We start from the raw sequence: 21,745 nt of genomic DNA, 5'->3' as shown, positions 1-21,745 counted from the left end.
CGCATTGCCGACGAAGCAAAAAGCCTGCGAATTCCCTGTTGCAATCGCCGCGCTCTTCAGCCATATAGGCGCGGCTTGCGGCCCAAAAGCCGCGCGAGCGGGTGTAGCTCAGGGGTAGAGCACAACCTTGCCAAGGTTGGGGTCGAGCGTTCGAATCGCTTCACCCGCTCCAGTTTCCTTGAGGGGAACCAAGCGATTAAGAGGCGCCTTTCGGGGCGCCTTTTGCTTACGTGGCGAAAAGAGTGTCCCTGCCATGGGCGATGCGCGGAAAGCCGCACTGTGACCAGCAGGTGTCGCAGCTTTTCTATTCCGTTGTGCTAGCTTTTTTTCTGCGCCGAATAGTGTGCGACTGCGCGACGGCCATTTTCAACTCGGGCGTGATCTCCAACGGTGCATTCTCTGCCCCATGTTGGTTCTGTAGCCCCTGGACCTGGACGGTCGGAAATGGGAGTTCGATGCCCTGCTCCTTGAAGACCTGGCGGAGGCGTACATAGAATTTGCGTTTCATACCGAAGGCGCCTCCCGGCTTGGTTGTGGCCTTGACCCTCAATACGATGCCGTATTCGCCGAACTCCTGTACGCCCTGCATCTTGATCGGGTCGAGCACCCAGTGTTTGAACTCGGGATCTTCCGCCAGTTCGAGGCCGATCCGCTTGATCAGCTTGCGAGCGAAGTCAATATCGGTGTCATAACCAACGGTGATGTTGAATTTGTCGATAACCCAGTCACGGCTCTGGTTCTGGACTGCCCCGAGTTCACCGAAAGGTATCGTGAACAGCGGACCACGATGGTGGCGCAGCTTCACCGAGCGCAGCGAAAAGCTTTCCACAGTACCCTTGTAATTGCCCGATGAAATGTATTCGCCAACACGGAACGCATCATCGAGCAGAAAAAACACGCCTGAAATGACGTCCTTGACTATGGTTTGTGCCCCAAAGCCCACGGCGACGCCGACGACGCCAGCGCCGGCGATCAATGGGCCGATCTGGATACCCAGCGAGGCGAGCATCATAAGCACCGCCATCACGATGATCGATGCGAGCAGAATATTCTGGAGGATCGGCAAGAGCGTGTGCAGCCGCGCCTGCTGCGGATCGAGGATCGGGACGTCCTCGTCGCTGATCACAGGGTGCGGTGTTTCGATGCCCAGCTTTCGTTCGATCAAAGCTTTGATGATCGACCAGCCGAAGTCGGCGGCGAGGGCAATGACCACGACATTGATCAAGCCGCGCAAAATGAACGTCGTCGTCGTATCGCTGTCCCGCATGGATTGCATGTCCAGACCCCAGACACGTGCGAGAAGGTAAGCCGCCGCCAGGATGAAAATCATTCGGATTCCGCGATCGATGACAGCGATCGTCACCGCCGGGATCGTGGGCCGGCCGACATCTTCCGAACCTGGCCGCAGAACGAAATTAACCCCGCGCTGCGTCACCACGATTGCCAAAGGCAGGAAGAATGCGGCGAAGGTGAACCAGAAGTATGTATAAAGGCCGGCGATACGCTGCAGGAACAGGACGACGAAATAAGCAGTCAATAGCCATGTCGCTTCCGTGTGACCGATGTGGCGCGCACCGTCTCGCTGCGTTCTTGGCCGACGCCAAATGGCGAGCAGCAGGAGCAACAGCAGCACGAAATCGGCGCCCAGTGACAGGACCATCATTCCGTCCTGATCGATGCCGAGACCTGGCAAGAGGATAAACGCGGCGCCGAAGAAGGCGAAGACGCCGACGATCCGGGGTAGCCAATAGGACCAATGGTCAGCCGCTTCGTTGGTGATCGGCAAAGCACGAACCTCGACGGCGTTCTCGACGTTCATGAAGGAAGGGACGAGCATCGCCATGACGTACATGCGCACACCCCATGTAACGACTGCCGCCATCAGAAATGTCAGTACAATCTCGCGGATAAGCATCGGCCAGTCGAACAACATGAACGCGCCGGCGCTGCCCAGTGCGAAAGAGACTATCAGCATGCTGGAATAAAGCAGGCGGCCACCAATCTTCTTGGCTCGCCCAACGGGCGTATCCTTCGGTTGCGCGATAATCCAAAGACGAAATGGACGGGTGAGCTTGAACGTTGCCCAAGTGAGTGCCAGGCCGGCAGCGATGAACATTGCAATCAGCACAAATACGCCGGCAGGCCCCTTGCTGGACATATCCTCCATCGTCTCTGCCCGAACGCGCGCGAACTGGCCTGGCAGCAAGGGCAAAGTTCGCACGATTCTTTCGATATGATGCCTGATTCCATCGAGCGTCGAGGATGCCATCGTATTCATCTGGCCTGGTGCGGCCACGGCGCCGGACGATGCGTCGGTCGGCGAAGCCCCTCTCTCGGCGGGCGCTCCCGTTGACCCGGCGTCCTGATTTCGCTGTTCGGCCACCCAGGCCTTCACTGACGGATCGTCGAGAAGCTCGAACAACTGTTTGACCCTTTCAGGCGGGACGGTCGCCGGCGCCTGCGCCTGCGCCTGACCAGCCAACAAAAGGGCGATCCCAAAGACGAGCGGCCTGGCAATCAGGGCAAACATCGCAGTCAGGTCTCCGAGACGCCGTGCCGGGCGCGCCAGGTTCCTGGCTCCCAATCGTCGAGTCATGAGTGGCATCGTGCTGTTAACCTTCCGGTCAGATCGGCGAGCAACGACATCTATGTCCGTTGTTGCCCTACCTTGAAGAAACCGATGTTGCGGTGCAAGACGTCATCGTTCCGAGCCAGACCGTTGCGCCGGGTACTTGGCGGTGTTTATTTAGCCGCGGGGGCAGGGCATTCCGACCTCGGCCCAGGCCTCCGGCCAGTTCTATGAACTGGGCATCGACGTTAAATCTCAGGAACTGATTTCCTGAGTTGACCAGGACAGACCTTTGGCGGTCGCTCGGTGGTCAACTGCTTCGCGCACCGCTGCGGACATTCGAAACCATGATGTTGCTTGAGATGCAATGCGCTTCCGGGTCGGCACTGCCATGCGGCAAATCAGGCCGGGAGCCGCCACATTCGCACACGACCTGTACCACGCAATTCCGTTTCCTCGAGCGGGTCGCAAGCAAAATTTGGTCCAAGCAGTTGATGAGTTGCATCCGAAATACGGATTTCATCGGGCTCCGCGGACGTTTGGATACGTGCGGCGAGATTAACGGTGTCGCCCCATAGGTCATAGGCAAACCGCCTTTTGCCTATGACGCCCGCCACGATTGGTCCTGAGTGAATTCCAATTCTGAGTCTTATCGGTTCTCCTGCGAAGCGTTCGAGCTTAACCGCCTTCCGCAGTTCAAGCGCATAGTGCGCAAGGGCTTCCGCATGATCGGATCGCGCGGCGGGCAGGCCAGCGACCACCATCACACAATCGCCGATTGTCTTGATCTTTTCGCAGCCGTATCGCTCCGAGAGCAGATCCGCCGCTTTGAAGAAGTAATTTAAAATAGCGAGCGTCGTCACGGCTCCGACGTTCCGCGCTCTTTCCGTAAAACCGACGATGTCGGCAAAAAGCACACTCACCTCTGCGTAGTTGTCTGCAATTTCTTCGTGCGCTTTTAGCCGCTCCGCGATAGACGCCGGAAGAATGTTGAGGAGCAGGGCTTCGGCGCGCTGGTATTCACGCGACAATCCCTCTTGGCTCGCCCTCAACGCCTCGTTCATCGATTGTAATTTCTCGTTGAGTTGACGCTCCCTCTCTTGCAGGAGCGTCATTTCATAAGCCTTCTGTTGAAGCCGCTGCCTATTGTCGCGTTCGGCATTGGCGTCAAGAAAGAGCAGCCACACGCAGGCATTGTCAGCAAAAAGATGGAGGTCCGCGACACGCCCGCTGGGAAGTTCGACCATGGCCATATCATATGGAAGCTCCGGGCAGGGCAACAAACCTTCCATGAATTCAAGCTGCTCGGCAACAGGCTTACCTATGCGAACTGACGAGAGTCCGTAATGTTTAACGTTACCGCCCTTCGCAGCTATGCAAAGCTGGGCGTCGATTTTCAGATATGCGACCGAGCGCTCGTTGTAGAAGAAATCGTAAATCCAGCTTTTAACTTCTCTTGGCAAGACGTGCATGGTTTATTTGCTGACCATCGAAGCAAGTTGACGAAACGCATCATCAACATGCTCACCCGAAAGCGCACTTGTTAGATAGATTTGCCATCCAAGTTGCCTCAGCTCGTCAATTTCACTATCCGATATTGCCCACCGATCGGCCAGATCGGATTTGTTGAACAGCAATACAAACGGCATAGCGCCGAATTCAGCCTCGGCCCGCTCGCGCAACGTGAGCGCCACGGCAAGAGTAGCAGCGCGTGTTCCATCGACGACAAGCACGAGCCCACTCGCACCTCGCACATAGCTGACGCGGAATGAGCCGATATCGTCTTCGCCGGCCAAATCCCACAAAATCAGATCCACGGTTTTGTCCGGGAATGCGACACTCTTCTTGTCGATTTTCACTCCCACCGTGGTCAAGTAGGTTTCTGAAAAGATGCTTTGCACAAACCTGCGAACCAGACTCGTCTTTCCGACAGCGAACCCGCCCAACATGCAGATCTTCTTTTGCAATATCCTGGGCTCCGCCTAGTGGAAGTTTACCGTAACCGAAACTCTGCGGTTGGCGGAGTTCCCGGTTCGGCTATTTTCAATCTCCGCTGGCTCAAAGGTGCCCGCGCCGCGAACCAAGAGCAACTCCGGATCGACGCCGCGCTTCTTGAGAAGCGCACGAACTGTTTCCGCGCGCGCGGCGCTGATCGACAACTTGGCCGTTTCACGGCCCGTCTCGTCCGAATGGCCGGTCAACATGAACTGTGCTGTTACGCCTGCCTTGCGGGCGTCCTTGGCCAATTCCTTCAACTGATTCGCCAATTTGTCGAGAACCGGCAGTTGCTCTGGTCCCGGTACAGCCTTGCCAGAATCGAACAAAATGTCGACCGCTTGAATAGCCTCCCTCAAATGAGTGAGTTGCGGAGGGGTCAACTCACGCAGCTCGGAGATTTCTAGAGAGAGTCCGTCCGCGGACAGCTGTTGGGCGGCGACCCGCGCCCGATCTATCCAGGCGGCAGGAGCTTCACCCTGGGCAACGATGCGATCCTTGATGATCGAAAGCCGTACTGAATCCGGCGGAGTCAGCGACGCCATCAGCCGCTTCACCACGAACTTCGGATCAAGGCTTTGATAGAATTGCCACTGTGAATGAACGCGAGCAGGATCGACCCCTGTTCCGGACAGCAGAGCCTTCGGGTCGGCGGCCTGCGGGTCTCTCAGGCCGGAAATATAGAAATGTCCGCCCCTCGCCGTTTGTTGGCCGATGATGATTCCCGCTTGGGCCTCCAGTCGCGACACATAAGTCTGCCAGTGCTCCGCCGCGCGTGCTTCGGGGCTCACATCACGAACCTTGGAGATGTCGAATTCCGGTCCGCCTGCCGAAAGCTGTCGGGCCGCTGCGCGTGCGCGATCTATCCAGGTGTCGGGAGCCTCACCCTCGGCAACGATGCGATCATTGACGATCGAAAGTCGTACTGAATCCGGCGGAACCAGCGACACCATCAGCCGCTTCAGGACGAACTTCGGATCAAGGCTCTGATAGAATTGCCACTGCGAATGAACGCGGGCGGGATCTACCTCCGTTCCGGACAGCAGAGCCTGCGGGTCGGCGGCAAGCGGGTCTCTCAGGCCGGAAATATAGAAATGTCCGCCCCTCACCGTTTGTTGGGCGACGATGATTCCCGCTTGGGCCTCCAGTCGCGACACATAGGCCTGCCAGCGCTCCGCCGCGCGTGCTTCGGGGCTCACGTCACGAACCTTGGAGATATCGAATTCCGGTCCGCCTGCCGAAAGTTGTTGGGCCGCTGCGCGCGCCCGATCTATCCAGGTGTCGGGAGCCTCCCCCTCGGCAACGATGCGATCATTGACGATCGAAAGTCGTACTGAATCCGGCGGAACCAGCGACGCCGTTAGCCGCTTCAACACGAACTCCGGATCAAGACTCTGATAGAATTGCCACTGCGAATGAACGCGAGCAGGATCGACCTGCGTTCCGGCCAACAGAGCCTGCGGGTCGGCGGCAAGCGGGTCTCTCAGGCCGGCAATATAGAATTGGCCATCGCGCACCTTTTGTTCGGCAACGATGATGCCCGGCTGGGTCCCCAGTCGCGACACATAGGCCTGCCAGCGCTGCCCGGATTGCCAGGAAAGAAAGAACCAACCGCCTGCCGGAATCAAAACCAGCAGGACTGCAGCGACTACCAGCCACGGAAATCCCTGGTTTGATTCCTCCTGCTTCAGTTCAACGCAGGTCTGCAACTGCGTCTCTACGCCGGCCAACTGCGAACTGTCGCCGTCAAACTGCTCTAGAGCCTGTGAGCATTCATCATGGATGCGAAGCAATACATCGCGAATTATTTCATGTAATTCCTCCGGCGGATTTCCCCGGATCACCGCAACCAAGGTCGCAAACGGTCCAACTTCCGACCAGAGACGAAGCTCTCCGAAACGAATAGTGTCCAGGCCACTCTGTTCTTTCTCGTTAAATGAGTCTTTTACAAAATCTTGAATTGCACTAAGCATCGAAGAAATGAGTTGAGGATCTTCGCTAGTTGCATTATCGGCAGTTACATGCGCTATCAAAAGCCCGGAATTGCGATTGATGAGAAACACATGTTCCACACGATAGACAAGAGAATGCTTAAGAACAACTTCTGAGAAGCTTGCACCTGTTCTCCAAGCTTCAAATCTCCACTTGAGCCCATGCCAGGTAAATATATGTCTTAAAGTTTCATTCAGCGATTGAAAGGTCTGGTCGATCTTTTCGCCGATCGACTTGCGAATAGCCGGCAGAAACACCGGGTACAATATATCCGTCAGCGTACGCGGGCTCTTCTGGATGGACCGTTGCACGGCCCTCTCGACAGCTGGCGCAAGGGCCTCTCCGAGTTGCGCATGAGGCGCACGTGCGGCTGCACTGGGGAGAACGCTCCCCACTGCAGCCGCAAGCTGCTCGGGTTCGTCGAGCAGGTGCGTAACTCGTGAAAGCTCCGAAATTTCGCGGCCGACCAGCAACTGGCGCAGCGTTTCCATGCGAGGGTCGGCGGTTGGGATTCCGTCGAGACGCGCACGATAGTCCGGATCAACGTTCCGGGCAATTTCGATCAAAAGGCGAGCCAGAGCCTCGCGATCAATCTCTGTATCGTTCGAAGCTGCTCTTTGAGGGAGGCTGATTGGGTCGACAGTCGACGTCAAGTTCCGATCAACTCACTTTCCAGGTACGCTCCGCGTTGTTCTTGCTGCCGACGGGATCCTGATTTAGACATTTTGCAACCTCGACAAACAGGCCAGCCAAAAGATTTCGGTCGGTCTTGACATTGCCAAGATCGGAAAACATTTTCTCCATCAGCATCTGAATGCTTTCATTCTTTTGCTTGATTTCCTCACGCAGCAAATGATCGTTTCGATTTATCCGGTCCGCAACTTCCCGCTCAAGCTCGCTCAACTGATCCGACAACGCGCGCACCTGCTTTTCGAGCGCCTGATTTTGCTCGCGAAGATTCCGGTCAATCTCCTTATCGGCGTCGGCTCGCGCGTCTTTTTCGTTCCGCAATTGCGCCGCAAGCGAGTCGACCTGCTTCTTTGCATTTGACTCGTACATTTCAAGATTGCGCTTGGCCTCGGATTCGACATCCTTGAAGCGCTGCAAGACCCGTTCTTCAAGCTTGGAAAAGCGGCGGTCATAGTCCTGCATCTGGTTGCCGAACAGCAGATCACGTATCTTGTCGACACCTACAGCGTCGCCGGGGGCCCCGCTCTCGCGAGCCTGGCCCGCCATGAAGGTCAGCCCGCTTCCGTCTGCATTACTTATCAGATTTGCGTCCGCTTTATTTGCTGAAGAAGCGGTATTCGAAGATTCCTTGGCCATCTTTATGCCCCCTTCTTTGAACAATTGCCACAGTGCACCACTCAGAAACCAGCAAGCATGCCAGCAAAATACCCGGCTCGCAAGCCGGAATCTTCTTGGCTTAAGCCAATTCGTGCCTCCCTTTTACATCTCTTGGACTAGCAGCAAATGCACGAGTTCGGATTGATGTCGCTCTCGCATCTCTTTGTGATAGCAGCCATAACCGGCTAATCTAATCGATCATTGGACGCAATCTACTATCGAAATGAGTAATACAATGTCAGGCTATAGCTACTGGAGCGCAATTAAGTAGCGCAGATTCATTAGAAGTGTCTAAAGTAGCTGGTCTGGCGGTGCACGTACCGTCTCGCACCCGACTGTATACTGCGACGATCAGCTTCCGATGCGGGCCCAACGGTAGAAGGAAGGTCTTCTTTCGCACGGAGAATGGCTGTTCGAGAATGCACCTCGGAATCGAGGCGTTTCGGTCGATAGGAGGGGAGCGACAGTCCCAATAACTGCAGTCATTCACACCAAAGCTTCAGTGGGCGGCATTTGTTGCGCCCCCAATTGCAAAAGACGTCAGGTTGCCATAGCTATTGCACTCATACGGTGCCCGGGACCGCCGCCTGTGGTCATGGCGCCGACTCCGGGGATCGACATGAGTATGCGGCATGCTTGGCTTTGACGTGCATCTGCGACAGCTGGCGCCCAAGCTCGGCGGCACGGATGCGAATGCTGTGCCAGGCTTCCAACTTCGGTAGCACGACAGGAGCAAGCTCGCTCTGCAGCCAAATGGCGGCGTCGCGGCGGCTCGGAAGAGTTCGCAGGAGACTGTTTGGACGCAGCGTCCCTGAGGACCGTTTCCTTTGGCAGGCATCGCCGGCTATGTTTCGGGACTCTTGTTCTACCTTCGAACCAACGCGCGGGTTACACGGCGTGGCGCATAATCCCTTGGTTTCAATCGTGGTTCCTGCGCACAACGCGGAGGTAACGCTGGCGCGCGCACTCGATTGCCTTCTCGATCAGGAAATAGTGGATTGGGAGGCGATCATCGTCGACGACGCCTCCACGGACCGCACCCCCGCGATCATCGCCGGTTATGTGGAGCACGATGCCCGGTTTCGGACGTTGAGCTCTTGCGCGTATAGCGCCGCCGGCGCGCGCAATATCGGGATGTCGACAGCGCGCGGCCACTGGCTCATGTTTCTGGATGCGGACGATTGGGTGGATGCCAGCTTCCTTGCGAAAATGCTGGCCGCACTTGAAGCCGCGCCCGATGCGGTCGCCGCCTATTGCGGTTCCCGGCGCGTGATGCCCGATGGCGAACTCACCCAGTCGAGCATCGCGACGGAGGTTGCGATCCAGCCCTTCGAAACATTCGCGCGCCGGTGCGCGATCCGCACTCACGCGCTGCTCGTCGACCGGAAGACAATTGCCGAGTTGGGCGGCTTCGATGTGTCGCTGCGCACCTGCGAGGACTGGGATCTGTGGCAGCGCCTCGCACGTCTAGGCAAAAATTGGGTGATGGTCGACGAGCCGCTCGCTTTTTATCGGGTCAGCCCCAACTCGCTCAGCCGCAATTCGACGCAGATGCTGGCAGATGCGGAAATCGTGATCGCCCGCGGCTTTTCCGCCGATCCCAGGGTCAAAAACCCGGCATCGGCTCACGCCAATGGAGCGATCGAGGCGAACGGCCGCACCGCTTCAGAAGCACTCGCGTGGTTCGCGTTGTGGAACGCCGCATCGGATTGCGGCTGCGGCTCGCGCTCGATCAACCCGCAGTCCCTGCGCACGCTCCCGGCAGGACGTAAGTGGGCGCGTGAGATCGCCAAGGTGGCCGTCGATGGCCTTATGGTAGGAAGCCTGTCGGTGCCAGCGCAATTGGCTGCCAGGTGGGACAGGTTCGGCGGCTCCCTCACCGAGTTGATCATCGAACTCGGCAAGGTCTGGAATAATCCCGACGCGGCTCGCCGCGTGCAGTATCACTTTGAGCAAATGCTGCTCGATGTCGACGATCTTGCCGCGCCGCGCAGGCTGGCGCGGACACTTGGAATTCGTGTCGACGCGCGAAATCCGGCCTCAATCGAAGTGCCGGAAGGAATCGATCAAATCTATGCCCATCTGATGATGGATGGCCAGATCGAGGCTCTCGTGCAGTTCGGCGTACTCGGGAGAGTGACAAGGCGTCATTGGATTGAATTGATCCTGAATTTCGTGCCCCCTGAGCGGCCTATGCACAGTGCCGCGCGACTTGCGAGGCGATCGCCTGTAGATGCACCGCAAAAGGGCGCCGGTGCCGACAAGTCAAACATGTTTGCAGCCGAGGCATTGTTGTCCATGGCGGGACGCCGGTCTGATCGGGACAGCCATTTCGGCAAACTCGCGCGATTGGCCGCGGAAGCGCAGGCGCTGGTTCGGTCGAGCGCCGAAACTAAAGAGCCTTTTACAGCGCCGCGCCGTGCACGGGCCGCGGATGGGCGCGACAATGATCGCACATCTTTCTGGAATCGCCATTTCGCGACCGAGGATCCCTGGAACTACGGTTCGCCCTATGAGCAGGAAAAATATGAGCGGCAGCTCGAAATTCTGCCTGCCGGTCCCATCGGGCGGGCGCTTGAGCTGGCCTGCGCGGAGGGCCACTTCACGCGGCAGCTGGCGCCGCGCGTGGGCCATTTGACCGCAACTGACATCTCCGCCGTAGCCGTCGGGCGGGCGCGCGCGCGATGCAGCGATCAGCCGAATGTTGAGTTCGGCGTACTGGATTTCTCTGCGGACACGCTGCCGGGCGAAATGGATCTGATCGTGTGTTCGGAAGTGCTCTACTACCTGGATGATCTCGCCGATGTGCGGCGCATCGCCAAAAAACTCATTGAGGCGTTGGCGCCTGGCGGCAGTTTCATCAGCGCACACGCATTCGTGCTACGAGACAATGTTGGAAGGACGGGCTTCGACTGGAACACATTCGGTGCACAAGCGATCTCAGAGACGCTGGCAGCGACCGACGGCCTCGTCCTCGAGCAATCGATCCAGACCGAGCTCTACCGCATAGACCGCTTCCGCCGCCTGTCACCAGGCGACGTTGCGACGGAACCGATGGTAGATCATGTGCCAATCCGCGCACCCGTTGAAATCGGGGTCGCGCGAAATATCGTCTGGGGCGGGGCGCGGGCCTTGCGCCGCGACGTGGCACGTAGCGAGCGGCGGCAGCGTATCCCTGTCCTCATGTATCACAGCGTCGCCGATGATGGTCCGGCCGCGCTCGCCCGTTTTCGGCTCGCGCCCGCCGCATTCGCCAGCCAAATGGCATGGCTGCGCGCCAATGGCTTTCACGCGATTAGGTCCGAGCAGCTGGAATGGTTCATCGTCAACCGTCAGCCTTTCGTTGGCCGCCCAGTGCTCATCACGTTCGATGACGGCTTCCAGAACTTTGCCGACCATGCCTGGCCGGCCTTGCGCACGAACGATCTGACCGCGGAAGTGTTCCTGGTGACGGACCTGGTGGGTGAAAGTGCACAATGGGACGCCTACAGCGGCCCGCCGACGCAGCTTATGGACGCCGGGACGGTGCGACGCCTCGCCGGCGAAGGTGCGTTCTTCGGAAGCCATCTGGCGACGCATCGCGCGATCGATGGTCTGTCGAGCTCTGACTTGGCCGCCGAGCTCCTGCGCTCTCGTATGTTCATCGAACGATGGACCGGTCGGCCAACCACGGCGTTCGCGGCACCCTTCTCTGTCACCGACCGACGGCTTGGCAGGCTGGCCAAGGAGTGCGGCTATCGAATCGGCTTCGGCGGCAGACACGGGCCGGCGGACCTCGATTGCGATCCCATCGACCTTCCGCGCATCGAGATTCGCGGAGATCACTCGCTCGATGACTTTGTTGGCAAAGTCGAGGCCGTGCTCGCATGAACGGTGAACTTGTCAGTATCTAGATTTGTAACAAATTGGTTCCGCTTTTTATTCGGTGTCCCGCCCGCTTACCTCGTTCGCAAGTCTATTGGGCGACTTGGGATACGGCTGACATCAGCTCCTGCGGGCTTGGCGCCCCAAACATGTATCGCCCACCCTCTGGAACCTCCGTGAAGCTCCAGCGGACGATCCCCTGCCGGTCCAGCAGGAACTGACCGACCAATTGTCCGTGTCCCGTTGCTAGCATCTGCTCGTCGGCTTCGGTCAGCTCGTAATGGTCCCTCTTGTTGAGGATTTCGCTGGCCGCAAGAGGATCCATAGGACCGGGCAACTCGCCTGGTATGTCGACCCGCATATCCTTTGCCGCTGCCATCGAGACCTTGTACGGCCAGTTCGTCTCGTTTTGGGTGAATTCGAGATTGGGCAGTCCAAAAGCACGATGTGAAGCGCGTTCAGGATCGGAGGCCGCAAGCAGATTCGGCATCGGATGGTAGCGGAAATAGAGACGCGCCCGTTCGATCGGCGTGTTGACCACCGTCAGGCTCTCCACGCCCTTTTCGCGCAGCTCCGGATCAAGCCGCGCCTGGGCGGCGATATGGCGCCGGCAAAACGCGCAATGCAGACCTCGAAACAGGCCGACCAGCACCGGTTTTTGGCCGCGAAAATCGTCAAGCGCGATCTTGCCTTCCTGGGTAATGGCGTCGAGTATCACGTTTGGCGCACGGTCGCCCGGTTGAAGCGGCACCAAGTCACTACGCGCGGACATTTCCAACCTCCAACCCCGGCTAGTCGAGAAAAGGCAGCACCACAAGCGCTTCCGGGTCGAGCCCGTGCTGGGCGCATATACCCTGCGCCAGGGAAAAGTAGCGTTCGGCCTCGGCCAGATTGTCGAGGTCGAGATTAAGCGTTGCGAGACCATCATAACACGGAAACAGCAGTTGGGGTTCGCCCGTTTCGCGAGCTACGTCCAGTGCTTCGTGGAACAACCCAACCGCCAGGTCCGGACGGCCGTTGCACTGGTGGATCTGCCCAAGCACGATCAACGGCACCGGCAGGTGCTCGCGCTGGTCGAGCGCCCGGTCGAGCTCGATGGCCTTCTCGGCAGCAGGCACGCCCTCCGTTGGACAGCGATCCGTGAAAGTACAACAAGCGACCGCCAGATTGGCGAGGAGGCGCGCCTGGAAACCCAAATCACCAATACGGCGCGCCACTTCAAGACCGCGCCGACAGACCTCCATCGCTTTTGCGGGATCGATGGTCGTGTAAAGCACGCCGAGATTGGTGTAGCCGCGGCAGGCCGCGCCCAGCAGACCGGCGGCTTCGGCCAATTCAATGCTACGCTCAACCTGACGCACGGCCTCACGGTTTCGCCCAAGGCGAGCCAGCGCGACAGCCTTGGTGTTGAGTGCCTCGGCGGTCACAAGAGTGGCATCACACCTTACCTCGGAGACATGCTCCGTTGTCAGTGTGCCTACGCAATCCAGCGCCGCGTCTGCCCATTTTGCCGCGAGAGCGTGATCTCCGCTACGGAACGCCTGTCGGCCACGTTCTTGCCACAGATGCGCCTGCTCGATCGGGGCATCCGCTCCATCGAGGAGCGCTGCCGCCTCAGCATAGCGGGGTTCTGCCTTGTCCCGCTTGCCGACATCCCAGAGCAGCCGACCGATCTTACGCAAAACTCGCGCCGAGGCGACGCGATTGGCCGACTCGCGGTATGCCTGCAACACCGTCTCGTAGTGGTGGTGCGCGATCTCGCGGCGGCCTGCCGGGCCGCTCAAATCGGCAATGCGCTCTGCAATTGCCAGTTTGAGCGGTGTTTGCCCGATCGCGCCCAACGCAGTCAGTGCTCGCTCGTAGAAACGAAGGGCGTCGTCGTTGGCATATATCATGCGAGCGCGATCGCCTGCCGCCTGCAGGTAATGCGCGCCCTTCTCCCGCTCGGCGCTCTGTGCAAAATGATGACCGAGCACCGTCAAATCCTCGAGCCGTTCCGGCTCGTCGCCGCACAGTTGCTCCAAGGCAGCACCGATCCGCCCGTGGATTTCGGTCCGGCGTTGCAGGAGCAGATTCTGGTAGATCACGTCCTGCAGCAATGTTTGCGTAAAGCGGTAGCTTTGAGACGAGACCGAGCCTGATCCGGCAACTTCCTCGATGATTTCCGCATCGCAAAGCAGTTCGCAGCCGGCTTCGAGCCGGCTGGGGTCGACTGTCACGGTTTTCAGAAGTGTGGCATCGAAGCGCGGGCCGATTACCGCGGCCTCCTGGGCCAACCGGCGCACCTCTTGGGGCAGCCGGTCGACTCGGGCAAGCAACATTGCCTGGATAGTGGCGGGGATGCCGGTTGCGACTTCGCCTGCCACAGTCCGCCATCGCTGGCCCTCTCGCACCAGTACACCGCGATCGATAAGGCCGCGAACGATTTCCTCTACAAAAAGGGGGTTGCCGCCCGCGCGCTCGAGGATCTGGTCGAGAAGCCCTCCCGCGGAGCTTACCCAGCTCTCGCCGAAAAGCGCTGCCAGCAGGCTGCGTCCGTCATCATTGTTGAGTGGCGGAAGCCTGAGCGCTGTGTGACTGACCCGACTTGAGTCGAGCTGGTCGTTGTCCGGCGCCGGACGATGCGTGACCAGCAACATCAACCGCGTGCGTTCCAACCTGTCCATCACGAAACGTAGTGCCTCGAGCGACACGGCGTCCGCCCAGTGCAGGTCTTCGACGACAATCAATAGCGGCGACAACGCAAGCCGCCGTTCGATGATTGTGCGGACTGCGTAGAGAATTTGCCGCCGCAGCTGCTCGGGCTCGACATGCTGCAAGGTGGCATCGGGGTCGCCAAGGCCAAGCACATGGTAGAGCAAAGGCATCAGCCGCTTCGCCTCCTCGCCCTGCAGGCCGAGATCGGCAAGCAAGCCTGCGAGCTTCCCCCGCATTTCGTCCCCATTGTCGTTTTGCATCATCCCGGCAGCGCTGCGCACCACTGCGCCCAAGGCGCCAAAAGATTGTTCACCCAGCGGTGAGCACGTGGCCTGCCGCACGGCGACGTTGCGAAAACGCTCCTCGTCGCCGACGCGGGCGACGAACTCCTTCACCAGCCGCGATTTCCCGATGCCGGCTTCTCCGACGAGGCGGACAAGTTGGGCCGAGCCGCCGCACGCCTGGTCAAGGCTCGCCATCATTCTATTGAGCTCCGCACCACGACCTATTAGCGGCGCACTGAGGCCGAGCGCCTCGAGCCCGCGCGCTGCACGCGGCACCGCTAGCGGTGCGTCCAGTCGATGAACGAGCACGCTGCCAGCCTTGCCGCGAAACACGACATCACCCAGCGACTCGTAAGAAAAGGCATGCCGGGTCAGCCTGTGAGTGAGCTCGCCTACCAGCACCTCACCCGGTGCGGCCAGCGATTGCAGGCGTTGCGCCGTATTCACTGTGTCGCCGGTCACGGAATAGGATCTGGCGGTGCCGATGCCCAATCCGCCAGTAACGACCGGACCAGTGTTTATGCCGATGTGGAGTAACAGAGGCGAGCCGGAGTGGGGGGTGCTTTCGCCGAGCCGCGCCGTCCGGGCGATCATGTCGAGAGCGGCGCGAAGCGCACGTTCCGGATCGTCCTCATGCGCGACCGGCGCACCGAACAAAGCGAGCAGTGCATCGCCGATGAATTTGTCGACGAAACCACCAAAGTTTCGTACGGCCGCCGTCAATTCCTTGAATAGTTTGTTCTGCAGCGCTTGCATGACCTCGGGGTCGAGCTGCTCGCTGAGTGTCGTAAAGCCGCAAAGGTCGGCGAACAGGACCGTTACCGTCCGGCGATCGGCGTCAGAGACGGGATGCAGCCCTTCTTCGCTTTCCATGTTCGAAAGCAGCGACGGAGTTCGAGAAGGCGGCACAATGGTCCGGCTTGGTGCCGGAGCAGGCCGTTCGACGGCTTTTGCGGGCGCACCGACGCTTGCCCCACATTTCGGACAGAACTCGAAATCAGGTGCGCAGGTGTAGCCGCAACTGGCGCATGGCACGGGCTGGCGCCTGCCACACCTCGGACAGAAGGCGTAACCGCCCTCAATCTCGAAACCGCAGCCCAAGCAGTCCATCGAACAAGACCTCACTAGTGGCCGTGACGGCGTGATCTCGCCCGCACTTCACGGCCAGGCTATTCACAAGGATGCACTGATAGTCGTCGACGGGCAAGCGGCAGCGAGCGATCCGTGTGGGTCCGGTGGCAGAGCGCTGCCCATTCGGGCGGCTGCGTGGCCGTCGTCTGCGAAAGTTCCCTCTTACCCTCCGTCTTCCTGCTATCATGAAGATGAGGAGGCCGTTGACCTCTTGATGCAACGGGCTGACTCGCAACGCTGTCACCGACGTCTCGCGTGCTTCCGGCCCGCAGCTACGGCCATCTGGGCCGTTTCGCCGAAGCCCGCGCGGCATGGCAGGAGGCGCTTCGCGTCAATCCCGACTATTCGTTGGAATACCGTCGCAAAGTCTTGCCCTACAAGAACCGGTCGATTTCGAACACGTGGTGGATGGGCTCCGCAAGGGGCGGTGCGGTGCAATGACAGGTGAGGCCTATGCGGCCGGATCAGACGCCAGAGGCTCCCCGATAGATCGCCGTGGCTTGCGGTTGCGAATTAGGCTCAGGTCGGCTTGATCTCTGCCTGGCCGATCTTGCGCCATCTGGCGTTTTCGCGAACCAGTGTCAGGTCGTCGGTCGTCTCGGCAAATGTCCGCAATCGGTATTGCCGGAGCAGGTCCGGGAAGAGCGCTCCTTCCGGCAGGCCGGCAAGCTGCTCGCGGACTGAGATCTTTTCATCGATGACCCGCATGCCCCAGGCATTTTCCCGAACCTGCAGCTCCGCAGCCAGATCGCGCTCTTCCGGCGCGTTTTCGTCTAGCACGGCCAGAAGGATCGAGTGGAAAAGCGCTACATAGCCAATCTGTCTCAGGCCCCCCACGACCCGCACGCGCGGCAATATGGCAAGGACGAGGAACGTCAGGAACAAGTTCGGCAGCAGCACGCCGTCCAGCAGCGCCTGCCTGAGATACGGCCGCTCGAACGGGATGGAAAGACCTTGCGGCCTGTCGGGCTCGATCAGGTGCCCGTTCTCGAGAACGAGCTTGCGCACGCGCTCCTCGCGGATGCCCCAGAAATAGTCCGTGGCATTGGGCAGGAATCTGCCAAATGGGCTCGATGCGGCCTCTTGCCAGGCATGTTCGAGACGCTGGCGTCTTGCGGGTTCAATGAGCAGCCTGGAAAGAAGGCTGCCGTCATATTCCAGATGCCGCGCCATGGCAGCCGCGGCGGCCCGATCATCGATGAAAACCGGCAGGGCCATGCCGGCACGATCCCAATTGGCGACCAGATCCTGGTTCAGGGCAGTCAGCGCATCGGCGGCGGTTTCAAACACCTTGTCCTGGCTGGCAAGCAGTGTGCCCAGCCAGCGGCTGGCATCCGTTTCATCGCCCACCGCTTCGAGCGCGCGCTTGTTGAGGGAGACGGGACCGGCCACGCAGGCGCTTTTGCGGCACAGTTTGTGGCGCCCCATGCCAAACAGGTTGACCTTGTCGTCGCCGACATCGAGCCATCCCGGCCCCTCCCGGCCAACTGTCTCCATGGTCATCGTCGTTCCCATGAAGCCGACGAAGGCCGACAGCCCGTTTTCGACTGCGCCGAGCCAGGCAAGCAGGAGGGCATCGAAGGTGATCCGGTCCATCAGAAGCAGGCAGTGCAGGCCGGACTGAATCACCGGTCTGTGCTCGAACTCGTCGAGGGCTTTGCCGATCTCGTCAGGCTGCATGATCATACCGAGGCGCTGATGCAGGACTTCGCGCAGGATCGAGCGGGCAGCGATCGCCGGGCCCGATGCAGGCCTTGCCACCGGCCGCCAAAGATGGCGGGCGTAGTCGGAAACCGGTGCATTCCAGTTCTGCTCGATGTCGCGCACGACCTCCGGGCAGAGCAGCGACAGCACAGTCAGAATTTGCACCGGAGGCGTAGGGGTAGGGGAAGGGGTAGGATCAAAGACGGCGGTCATTGGTCCCGTCTAGCCGCTTGCGGTGCAAACGCCAAGCGAGACCAGACTTGCTGGATGCGGCCGGCCCACACATAGATCGTCAACTCGATTAAGATGGCGTGAGACGAAATGGCTGTATCCTACGCAGCTCTCCATGAGCAATCACCTGTTCGCTCGGCACGAATTGTCAGACTGGCTAAACAGCTAACGCCAAACAGCGGATCTTAGAACCGCAGCCGGGCCATGCTCAGGAGGTCGTGGTACTGCCCGTCGGTAAAGCCGGCCTTCACATGCCGGCCTTCGACCTCAAAGCCGTGGCTTTTGTAGAGACGGAGAGCCGCTTCGTTGTCGGCATAGACGGTCAATTCGACCCGCTTCAGGGCGCGCCAGTTGTCGGCCACGTCAAGCAGCGCGCCAAGTATGGCAGAGCCGATACCTTTGCCGACAAAGGCATCGTCAAGGCCAATATTGATCTCGCCGATATGCGAACGGCGCGGTGAACCCTGCACGACCAGGCTGCCATGGCCGACGACCTTGCCGTCCAGCTCGGCAACGATCCAGGTGGTTTCCTGGCCGGACTTGGCAATGCGCCGCGCCACCTGCTCCACCATCTCGAAAGGCATCCTGAGCGTGCCCCAGCGGAAGCCCGGCATGTTGAAGATAGCGCAAAGCGCCTCCGCATCGCTTGGCCGGACGGACCGCAGCAGCGGCTCGATTTTCTCGGAGGGTGGCGAGGTCGTGCTGGTCATGGCGTTCCCGGCGAAGGCAATCGGCCCGGTACGATGCACCGGACGCCACCTGAAAATCCAGCCGTCTCTGACCTATGATGCCGATTGCGAGCTAAAAATACCGGGAGGCAGCGTAGAGTTTGAAGACGCCGCTGATGCCTATCCAGCCGAAAAGGGCGAGCCAGCACAATGTCACGGTCGCCGTCCAGTCGATCCGGTGCACCGCAGCGTTGGTGATGACGACGCCGAGAATGGCAAGCAGGCCAACCAGAAACTGCGCCAACCCGAGCACCAGCAGTTCCTCGCGCGGCGCGCTTCTCCAGACGAGATATATACCGCCCGCACCGGCGAGGAAGATGGCGCTGTAGACCTGAGCGTGGAAGGCATCGATCGGCCATGGCCAGATGCCACTGAATGTCAGGGGAAACAGCAACAGGCCGACGCCATAGAGCCCAAGGATCGCGGATTCCGCCGGCATGTAGCCGCGCCATGCGGGATTTAAGGTCACGCCTTTTGCAGAAGGACGGGCCCTGGCCCGCCACAGGGACAGCCCGGATACCGCGACCGAAGCAAGATAGACCAAAAACCACAGCCAGGGCGCTTTGCGCTCGAAGTTGAAATAGCCGAGATTGATGAACGAAGCCACCGACACGATGACGGTGAAGATGAAGGCCATGACGAGCACGAGCCTGCCGGGCGACCAGCGATTCCAGACCAGCAGTGCCGCCATCACGACCATTTCGGCGGTGTAGAAGCCACCGAGGAAGCGCGCATTGAACGGCGTGACGGCCCAAGGCCAGCCCGGTTTCACCAGCGCAGGCATGAAAAACAGGCCGGCGCCTACGATCAGGACGATGATGACCACCGCAGAAAAAAGGCGCAGGGCCGCGGGAAATGGCGGATTGTCGGATGTCGGCATGGGAGAAAATCCCAAAGATGAATGCTCCATGGACCATCATAGTGCTGCTTGCGACCGGTTAAAATCCGCCGAATGGAAATTGAACGGTCACCAGGCTTATCCATTCGAATGGCCGTACGGTCCGTTTCGAAGTAAGATGGAGCACTCGGACCAAAGACCGGTCCGGTCAAAACGCCTCGGGGTGCATTTTCCGGAGCCTGCACGATGAACGAAGCTCAGGATCTGTTCTCACTTCTGCGACAATCGGCCGATGTCGATCCGCAGGCGATCGACGCGATCAAGCGAACCATCGCGGAGGGCGAGGACCGCGAACTTTGCCGCATCAATGCGCCAGCCTTCGCCAGCAAGCATGGCCTCGACGAGGAGCGCGCAATAGGCGCCTTTCTCCACGCTGCGCGGGTGGGCATCTTCGACATTTCCTGGAATGTTCTGTGTCCCGGCTGTGGCGGCGTGCTCGACACCAACGCCACGCTGAAAACCCTGCAAAAGGACGAATACACCTGCGCGCTGTGCTCAGAGGGCTATTCACCGACCCTCGACGAGATGGTCGAGGTGACATTCACCGTCAGTCCCCGCGTGCGCAGGATTGCCGCCCACAATCCACACGAACTGCCGGTGGCGGAATATTTCCGCCAGATCTACTGGGCGTCCGGCGTCGATCTGCCGGAAGAGGATTTCGCGAAAAAGCTAGAAGCGTTCTCCCTGGAGGATATCGAGCTTGCGCCCGGTGAAAAGGCGGTTCTGACCATACAGCTTCCGTCTGAATTCATCATCGTCTTCGAGCCGGTCACCCATTCAGCGCAGTTCATCGACGGGAAGGGCGAACCAACAAAGGAGCGCCGGAGCCTCTCTTTGGCCTTCGACCGCGACCATGTCCAGAACCAGACGCTGGAGATGCAACCCGGCCCGTTGCGCATTTCGCTGGAAAACCGGACCGACACCCGCGTGCTGCCGACAGTCTTCATCGCCGGCCAGACATTGCATGATTTCCTGGGAAAACGCCGGCCCTTCCTGACCGCCAAGCGCCTGCTCACCAACCAGACGTTCCGCGATCTCTATCGCACGGATACACTCGACATCAACCAGCGCCTGAAGATCACCAGCCTGACGTTCCTGTTCACCGACCTGCGCGGATCGACCGAGCTTTACGAGCGGGTGGGCGACCTTTCAGCCTTCGATCTCGTGCGCGAGCATTTCCAGGTTCTGCACGAGATCGTCACGGCGGAGGCAGGCGCGGTGGTGAAGACGATCGGTGATGCGGTGATGGCGACCTTCGCGACGCCTGACCGTGCGATTGCTGCAGCCCTCAGGATGCGCGATGCCATGCGTACGCTCAACGACAAGAGCGGGCGCGAGGATCTGCTGCTCAAGATCGGAGTCCATGCCGGCCCCTGCATCGCCGTGTCTATGAATGAGCGACAGGACTATTTCGGCCAGACAGTCAACATTGCTTCGCGGGTCCAGAACCTTGCCAACGCACAGGCGATCTTCGCCACTCGAGCGGTGGTCGACGACAATCTCACCGCCGATCTCTTACACAGGAACGCGCTGACGCCCGTGCCCCACGAGGTCTCGCTGCGCGGCATTGACCGGGAGATAGCAGTATATACGATCCCCTGAAGGCTTGGCCCCTGAAGATTTGGCTCGTCCCGGCCCCTCAGACGCGCCTATAGATAAAATAACGATCGGCGGCAACCGAAGGTGGCGGCGGGAGGCGTTGCAACTGCGGGTGATCGAGCGGCGTGCCGCTGACCGCGATGCCGCCGACGCGAAGCAGGCGCGCGGTCAGATCGGGAAGCCAGGTAGAGGTCACTGCATCGCGATCTTCATAGCCGGTGCCGATGTCGGCATGAACAAGAGCGGCGTCGATGCCAATGAACCTGCTCGCCGTCTCGCGTATTTCGCCGAGCACGAGGTTTTCAGCTTCGGGAATTGAGCTGGCGTGTGCGGCAAGTGCGCGGTCGAACGCTACGATCCGGCGTCCGGGCAGGCGCTCGCGCAGATGGTGGAACGTCCGGCCATTGCCGAGGCCGAGCTCGAGCACGGGCCCCTCCATCTTCGCCACCTCGGCGCAGACATGATCAAGTATGTCGCGCTGTGCGGTCATCCTCCGGATGAAACTGTCAAGGCGACTCATGTACGATTGTATGTCCAGAACCAGTTCACGAAATCAACTGCCCCCGACCAGAGCGTTTCGCGGCTGAGGCCCGAGGCCGACGTGTTAAACCCCGATCGAGTCTTGCCGCGTGTAGAGGCGAACGATGAACACTGCAACAAGCGAACAGTTGCCGACAAGGATCATACCGGGTGGAGTCGGCGGCGC

The 21,745-nt window shown here is 59.7% G+C and carries 13 protein-coding genes, 1 tRNA gene and 2 pseudogenes; 4 read left to right on the top strand and 12 right to left on the bottom strand.

Features of this window, described 5'->3' with window-relative positions; translation table 11 throughout:
• Window positions 1–97 precede the first annotated feature (97 nt).
• Window positions 98–172: transfer RNA gene (locus NKI59_RS25230), tRNA-Gly, on the top strand.
• A 132-nt stretch (window positions 173–304) separates the two neighbouring features.
• Here NKI59_RS25230 and NKI59_RS25225 read toward each other — a convergent pair.
• The 6 genes and pseudogenes from NKI59_RS25225 to NKI59_RS25200 form a co-directional block, all read right to left on the bottom strand.
• Window positions 305–2,530 carry a mechanosensitive ion channel family protein gene (locus NKI59_RS25225; RefSeq protein ID WP_023675982.1) on the bottom strand — a complete coding sequence of 742 codons (2,226 nt, stop codon included), beginning with the start codon at window positions 2,528–2,530 and terminating at the stop codon, window positions 305–307.
• A 440-nt stretch (window positions 2,531–2,970) separates the two neighbouring features.
• Window positions 2,971–4,041: an adenylate/guanylate cyclase domain-containing protein gene (locus NKI59_RS25220; RefSeq protein WP_023675981.1), complete on the bottom strand. Its 1,071-nt coding sequence runs from the start codon at window positions 4,039–4,041 to the stop codon at window positions 2,971–2,973.
• Window positions 4,042–4,044: 3 nt separating this feature from the next.
• Entirely contained in the window at window positions 4,045–4,536 is a 492-nt protein-coding gene (locus NKI59_RS25215; protein ID WP_254818889.1) for a Rab family GTPase, read from the bottom strand.
• Between the two features lie 15 nt (window positions 4,537–4,551).
• Window positions 4,552–7,122, bottom strand: a complete 2,571-nt coding sequence (locus tag NKI59_RS25210; RefSeq protein WP_352707619.1) for an OmpA family protein — start codon at window positions 7,120–7,122, stop codon at window positions 4,552–4,554.
• Between the two features lie 94 nt (window positions 7,123–7,216).
• Entirely contained in the window at window positions 7,217–7,882 is a 666-nt protein-coding gene (locus NKI59_RS25205) for a DUF3450 domain-containing protein (RefSeq protein WP_352457157.1), read from the bottom strand.
• A gap of 612 nt (window positions 7,883–8,494) precedes the next feature.
• Window positions 8,495–8,640, bottom strand: a pseudogene (locus NKI59_RS25200) (IS110 family transposase); the annotation flags it as partial.
• 160 nt (window positions 8,641–8,800) lie between these two features.
• Here NKI59_RS25200 and NKI59_RS25195 point away from each other — a divergent pair.
• Window positions 8,801–11,773 carry a trifunctional glycosyltransferase/class I SAM-dependent methyltransferase/polysaccharide deacetylase gene (locus NKI59_RS25195; protein WP_352620947.1) on the top strand — a complete coding sequence of 991 codons (2,973 nt, stop codon included), beginning with the start codon at window positions 8,801–8,803 and terminating at the stop codon, window positions 11,771–11,773.
• A gap of 85 nt (window positions 11,774–11,858) precedes the next feature.
• On the opposite strand, the gene NKI59_RS25190 is transcribed toward NKI59_RS25195, so the two are convergent.
• On the bottom strand, window positions 11,859–12,539 hold the full coding sequence (locus tag NKI59_RS25190; protein ID WP_352570074.1) for a redoxin domain-containing protein: 681 nt from the start codon (window positions 12,537–12,539) through the stop codon (window positions 11,859–11,861).
• 19 nt (window positions 12,540–12,558) lie between these two features.
• The gene (locus NKI59_RS25185; RefSeq protein WP_352707616.1) at window positions 12,559–15,858 is read right to left on the bottom strand and encodes an adenylate/guanylate cyclase domain-containing protein; all 3,300 of its coding nucleotides are present in this window, start codon (window positions 15,856–15,858) and stop codon (window positions 12,559–12,561) included.
• A gap of 214 nt (window positions 15,859–16,072) precedes the next feature.
• Here NKI59_RS25185 and NKI59_RS25180 point away from each other — a divergent pair.
• Window positions 16,073–16,301, top strand: a pseudogene (locus NKI59_RS25180) (adenylate/guanylate cyclase domain-containing protein); the annotation flags it as partial.
• 97 nt (window positions 16,302–16,398) lie between these two features.
• On the opposite strand, the gene NKI59_RS25175 reads toward NKI59_RS25180, so the two are convergent.
• The 3 genes from NKI59_RS25175 to NKI59_RS25165 all read right to left on the bottom strand — a co-directional run bounded on the left by NKI59_RS25175 (window position 16,399) and on the right by NKI59_RS25165 (window position 19,422).
• Window positions 16,399–17,796: a hypothetical protein gene (locus NKI59_RS25175; RefSeq protein WP_352707614.1), complete on the bottom strand. Its 1,398-nt coding sequence runs from the start codon at window positions 17,794–17,796 to the stop codon at window positions 16,399–16,401.
• Window positions 17,797–17,999: 203 nt separating this feature from the next.
• Entirely contained in the window at window positions 18,000–18,524 is a 525-nt protein-coding gene (locus tag NKI59_RS25170; protein WP_352450247.1) for a GNAT family N-acetyltransferase, read from the bottom strand.
• A gap of 91 nt (window positions 18,525–18,615) precedes the next feature.
• Complete coding sequence (locus tag NKI59_RS25165) at window positions 18,616–19,422, bottom strand: hypothetical protein (RefSeq protein WP_352450248.1); 807 nt, start codon at window positions 19,420–19,422, stop codon at window positions 18,616–18,618.
• 204 nt (window positions 19,423–19,626) lie between these two features.
• Between NKI59_RS25165 and NKI59_RS25160 the strand changes: the two genes are divergently transcribed.
• On the top strand, window positions 19,627–21,042 hold the full coding sequence (locus tag NKI59_RS25160; RefSeq protein ID WP_352707612.1) for an adenylate/guanylate cyclase domain-containing protein: 1,416 nt from the start codon (window positions 19,627–19,629) through the stop codon (window positions 21,040–21,042).
• Between the two features lie 37 nt (window positions 21,043–21,079).
• Here the strand turns inward: NKI59_RS25160 and NKI59_RS25155 are convergent, their stop codons facing one another.
• Window positions 21,080–21,559 (bottom strand): class I SAM-dependent methyltransferase, encoded by a 480-nt coding sequence (locus tag NKI59_RS25155; protein WP_352707610.1) that lies wholly within the window; start codon window positions 21,557–21,559, stop codon window positions 21,080–21,082.
• Between the last annotated feature and the right edge of the window lie 186 nt (window positions 21,560–21,745).

Source organism: Mesorhizobium sp. M0598, from assembly GCF_040320865.1.
Taxonomy (GTDB): Bacteria; Pseudomonadota; Alphaproteobacteria; order Rhizobiales; family Rhizobiaceae; genus Mesorhizobium.
This window is presented reverse-complemented; position numbering and strand designations above follow the sequence as displayed.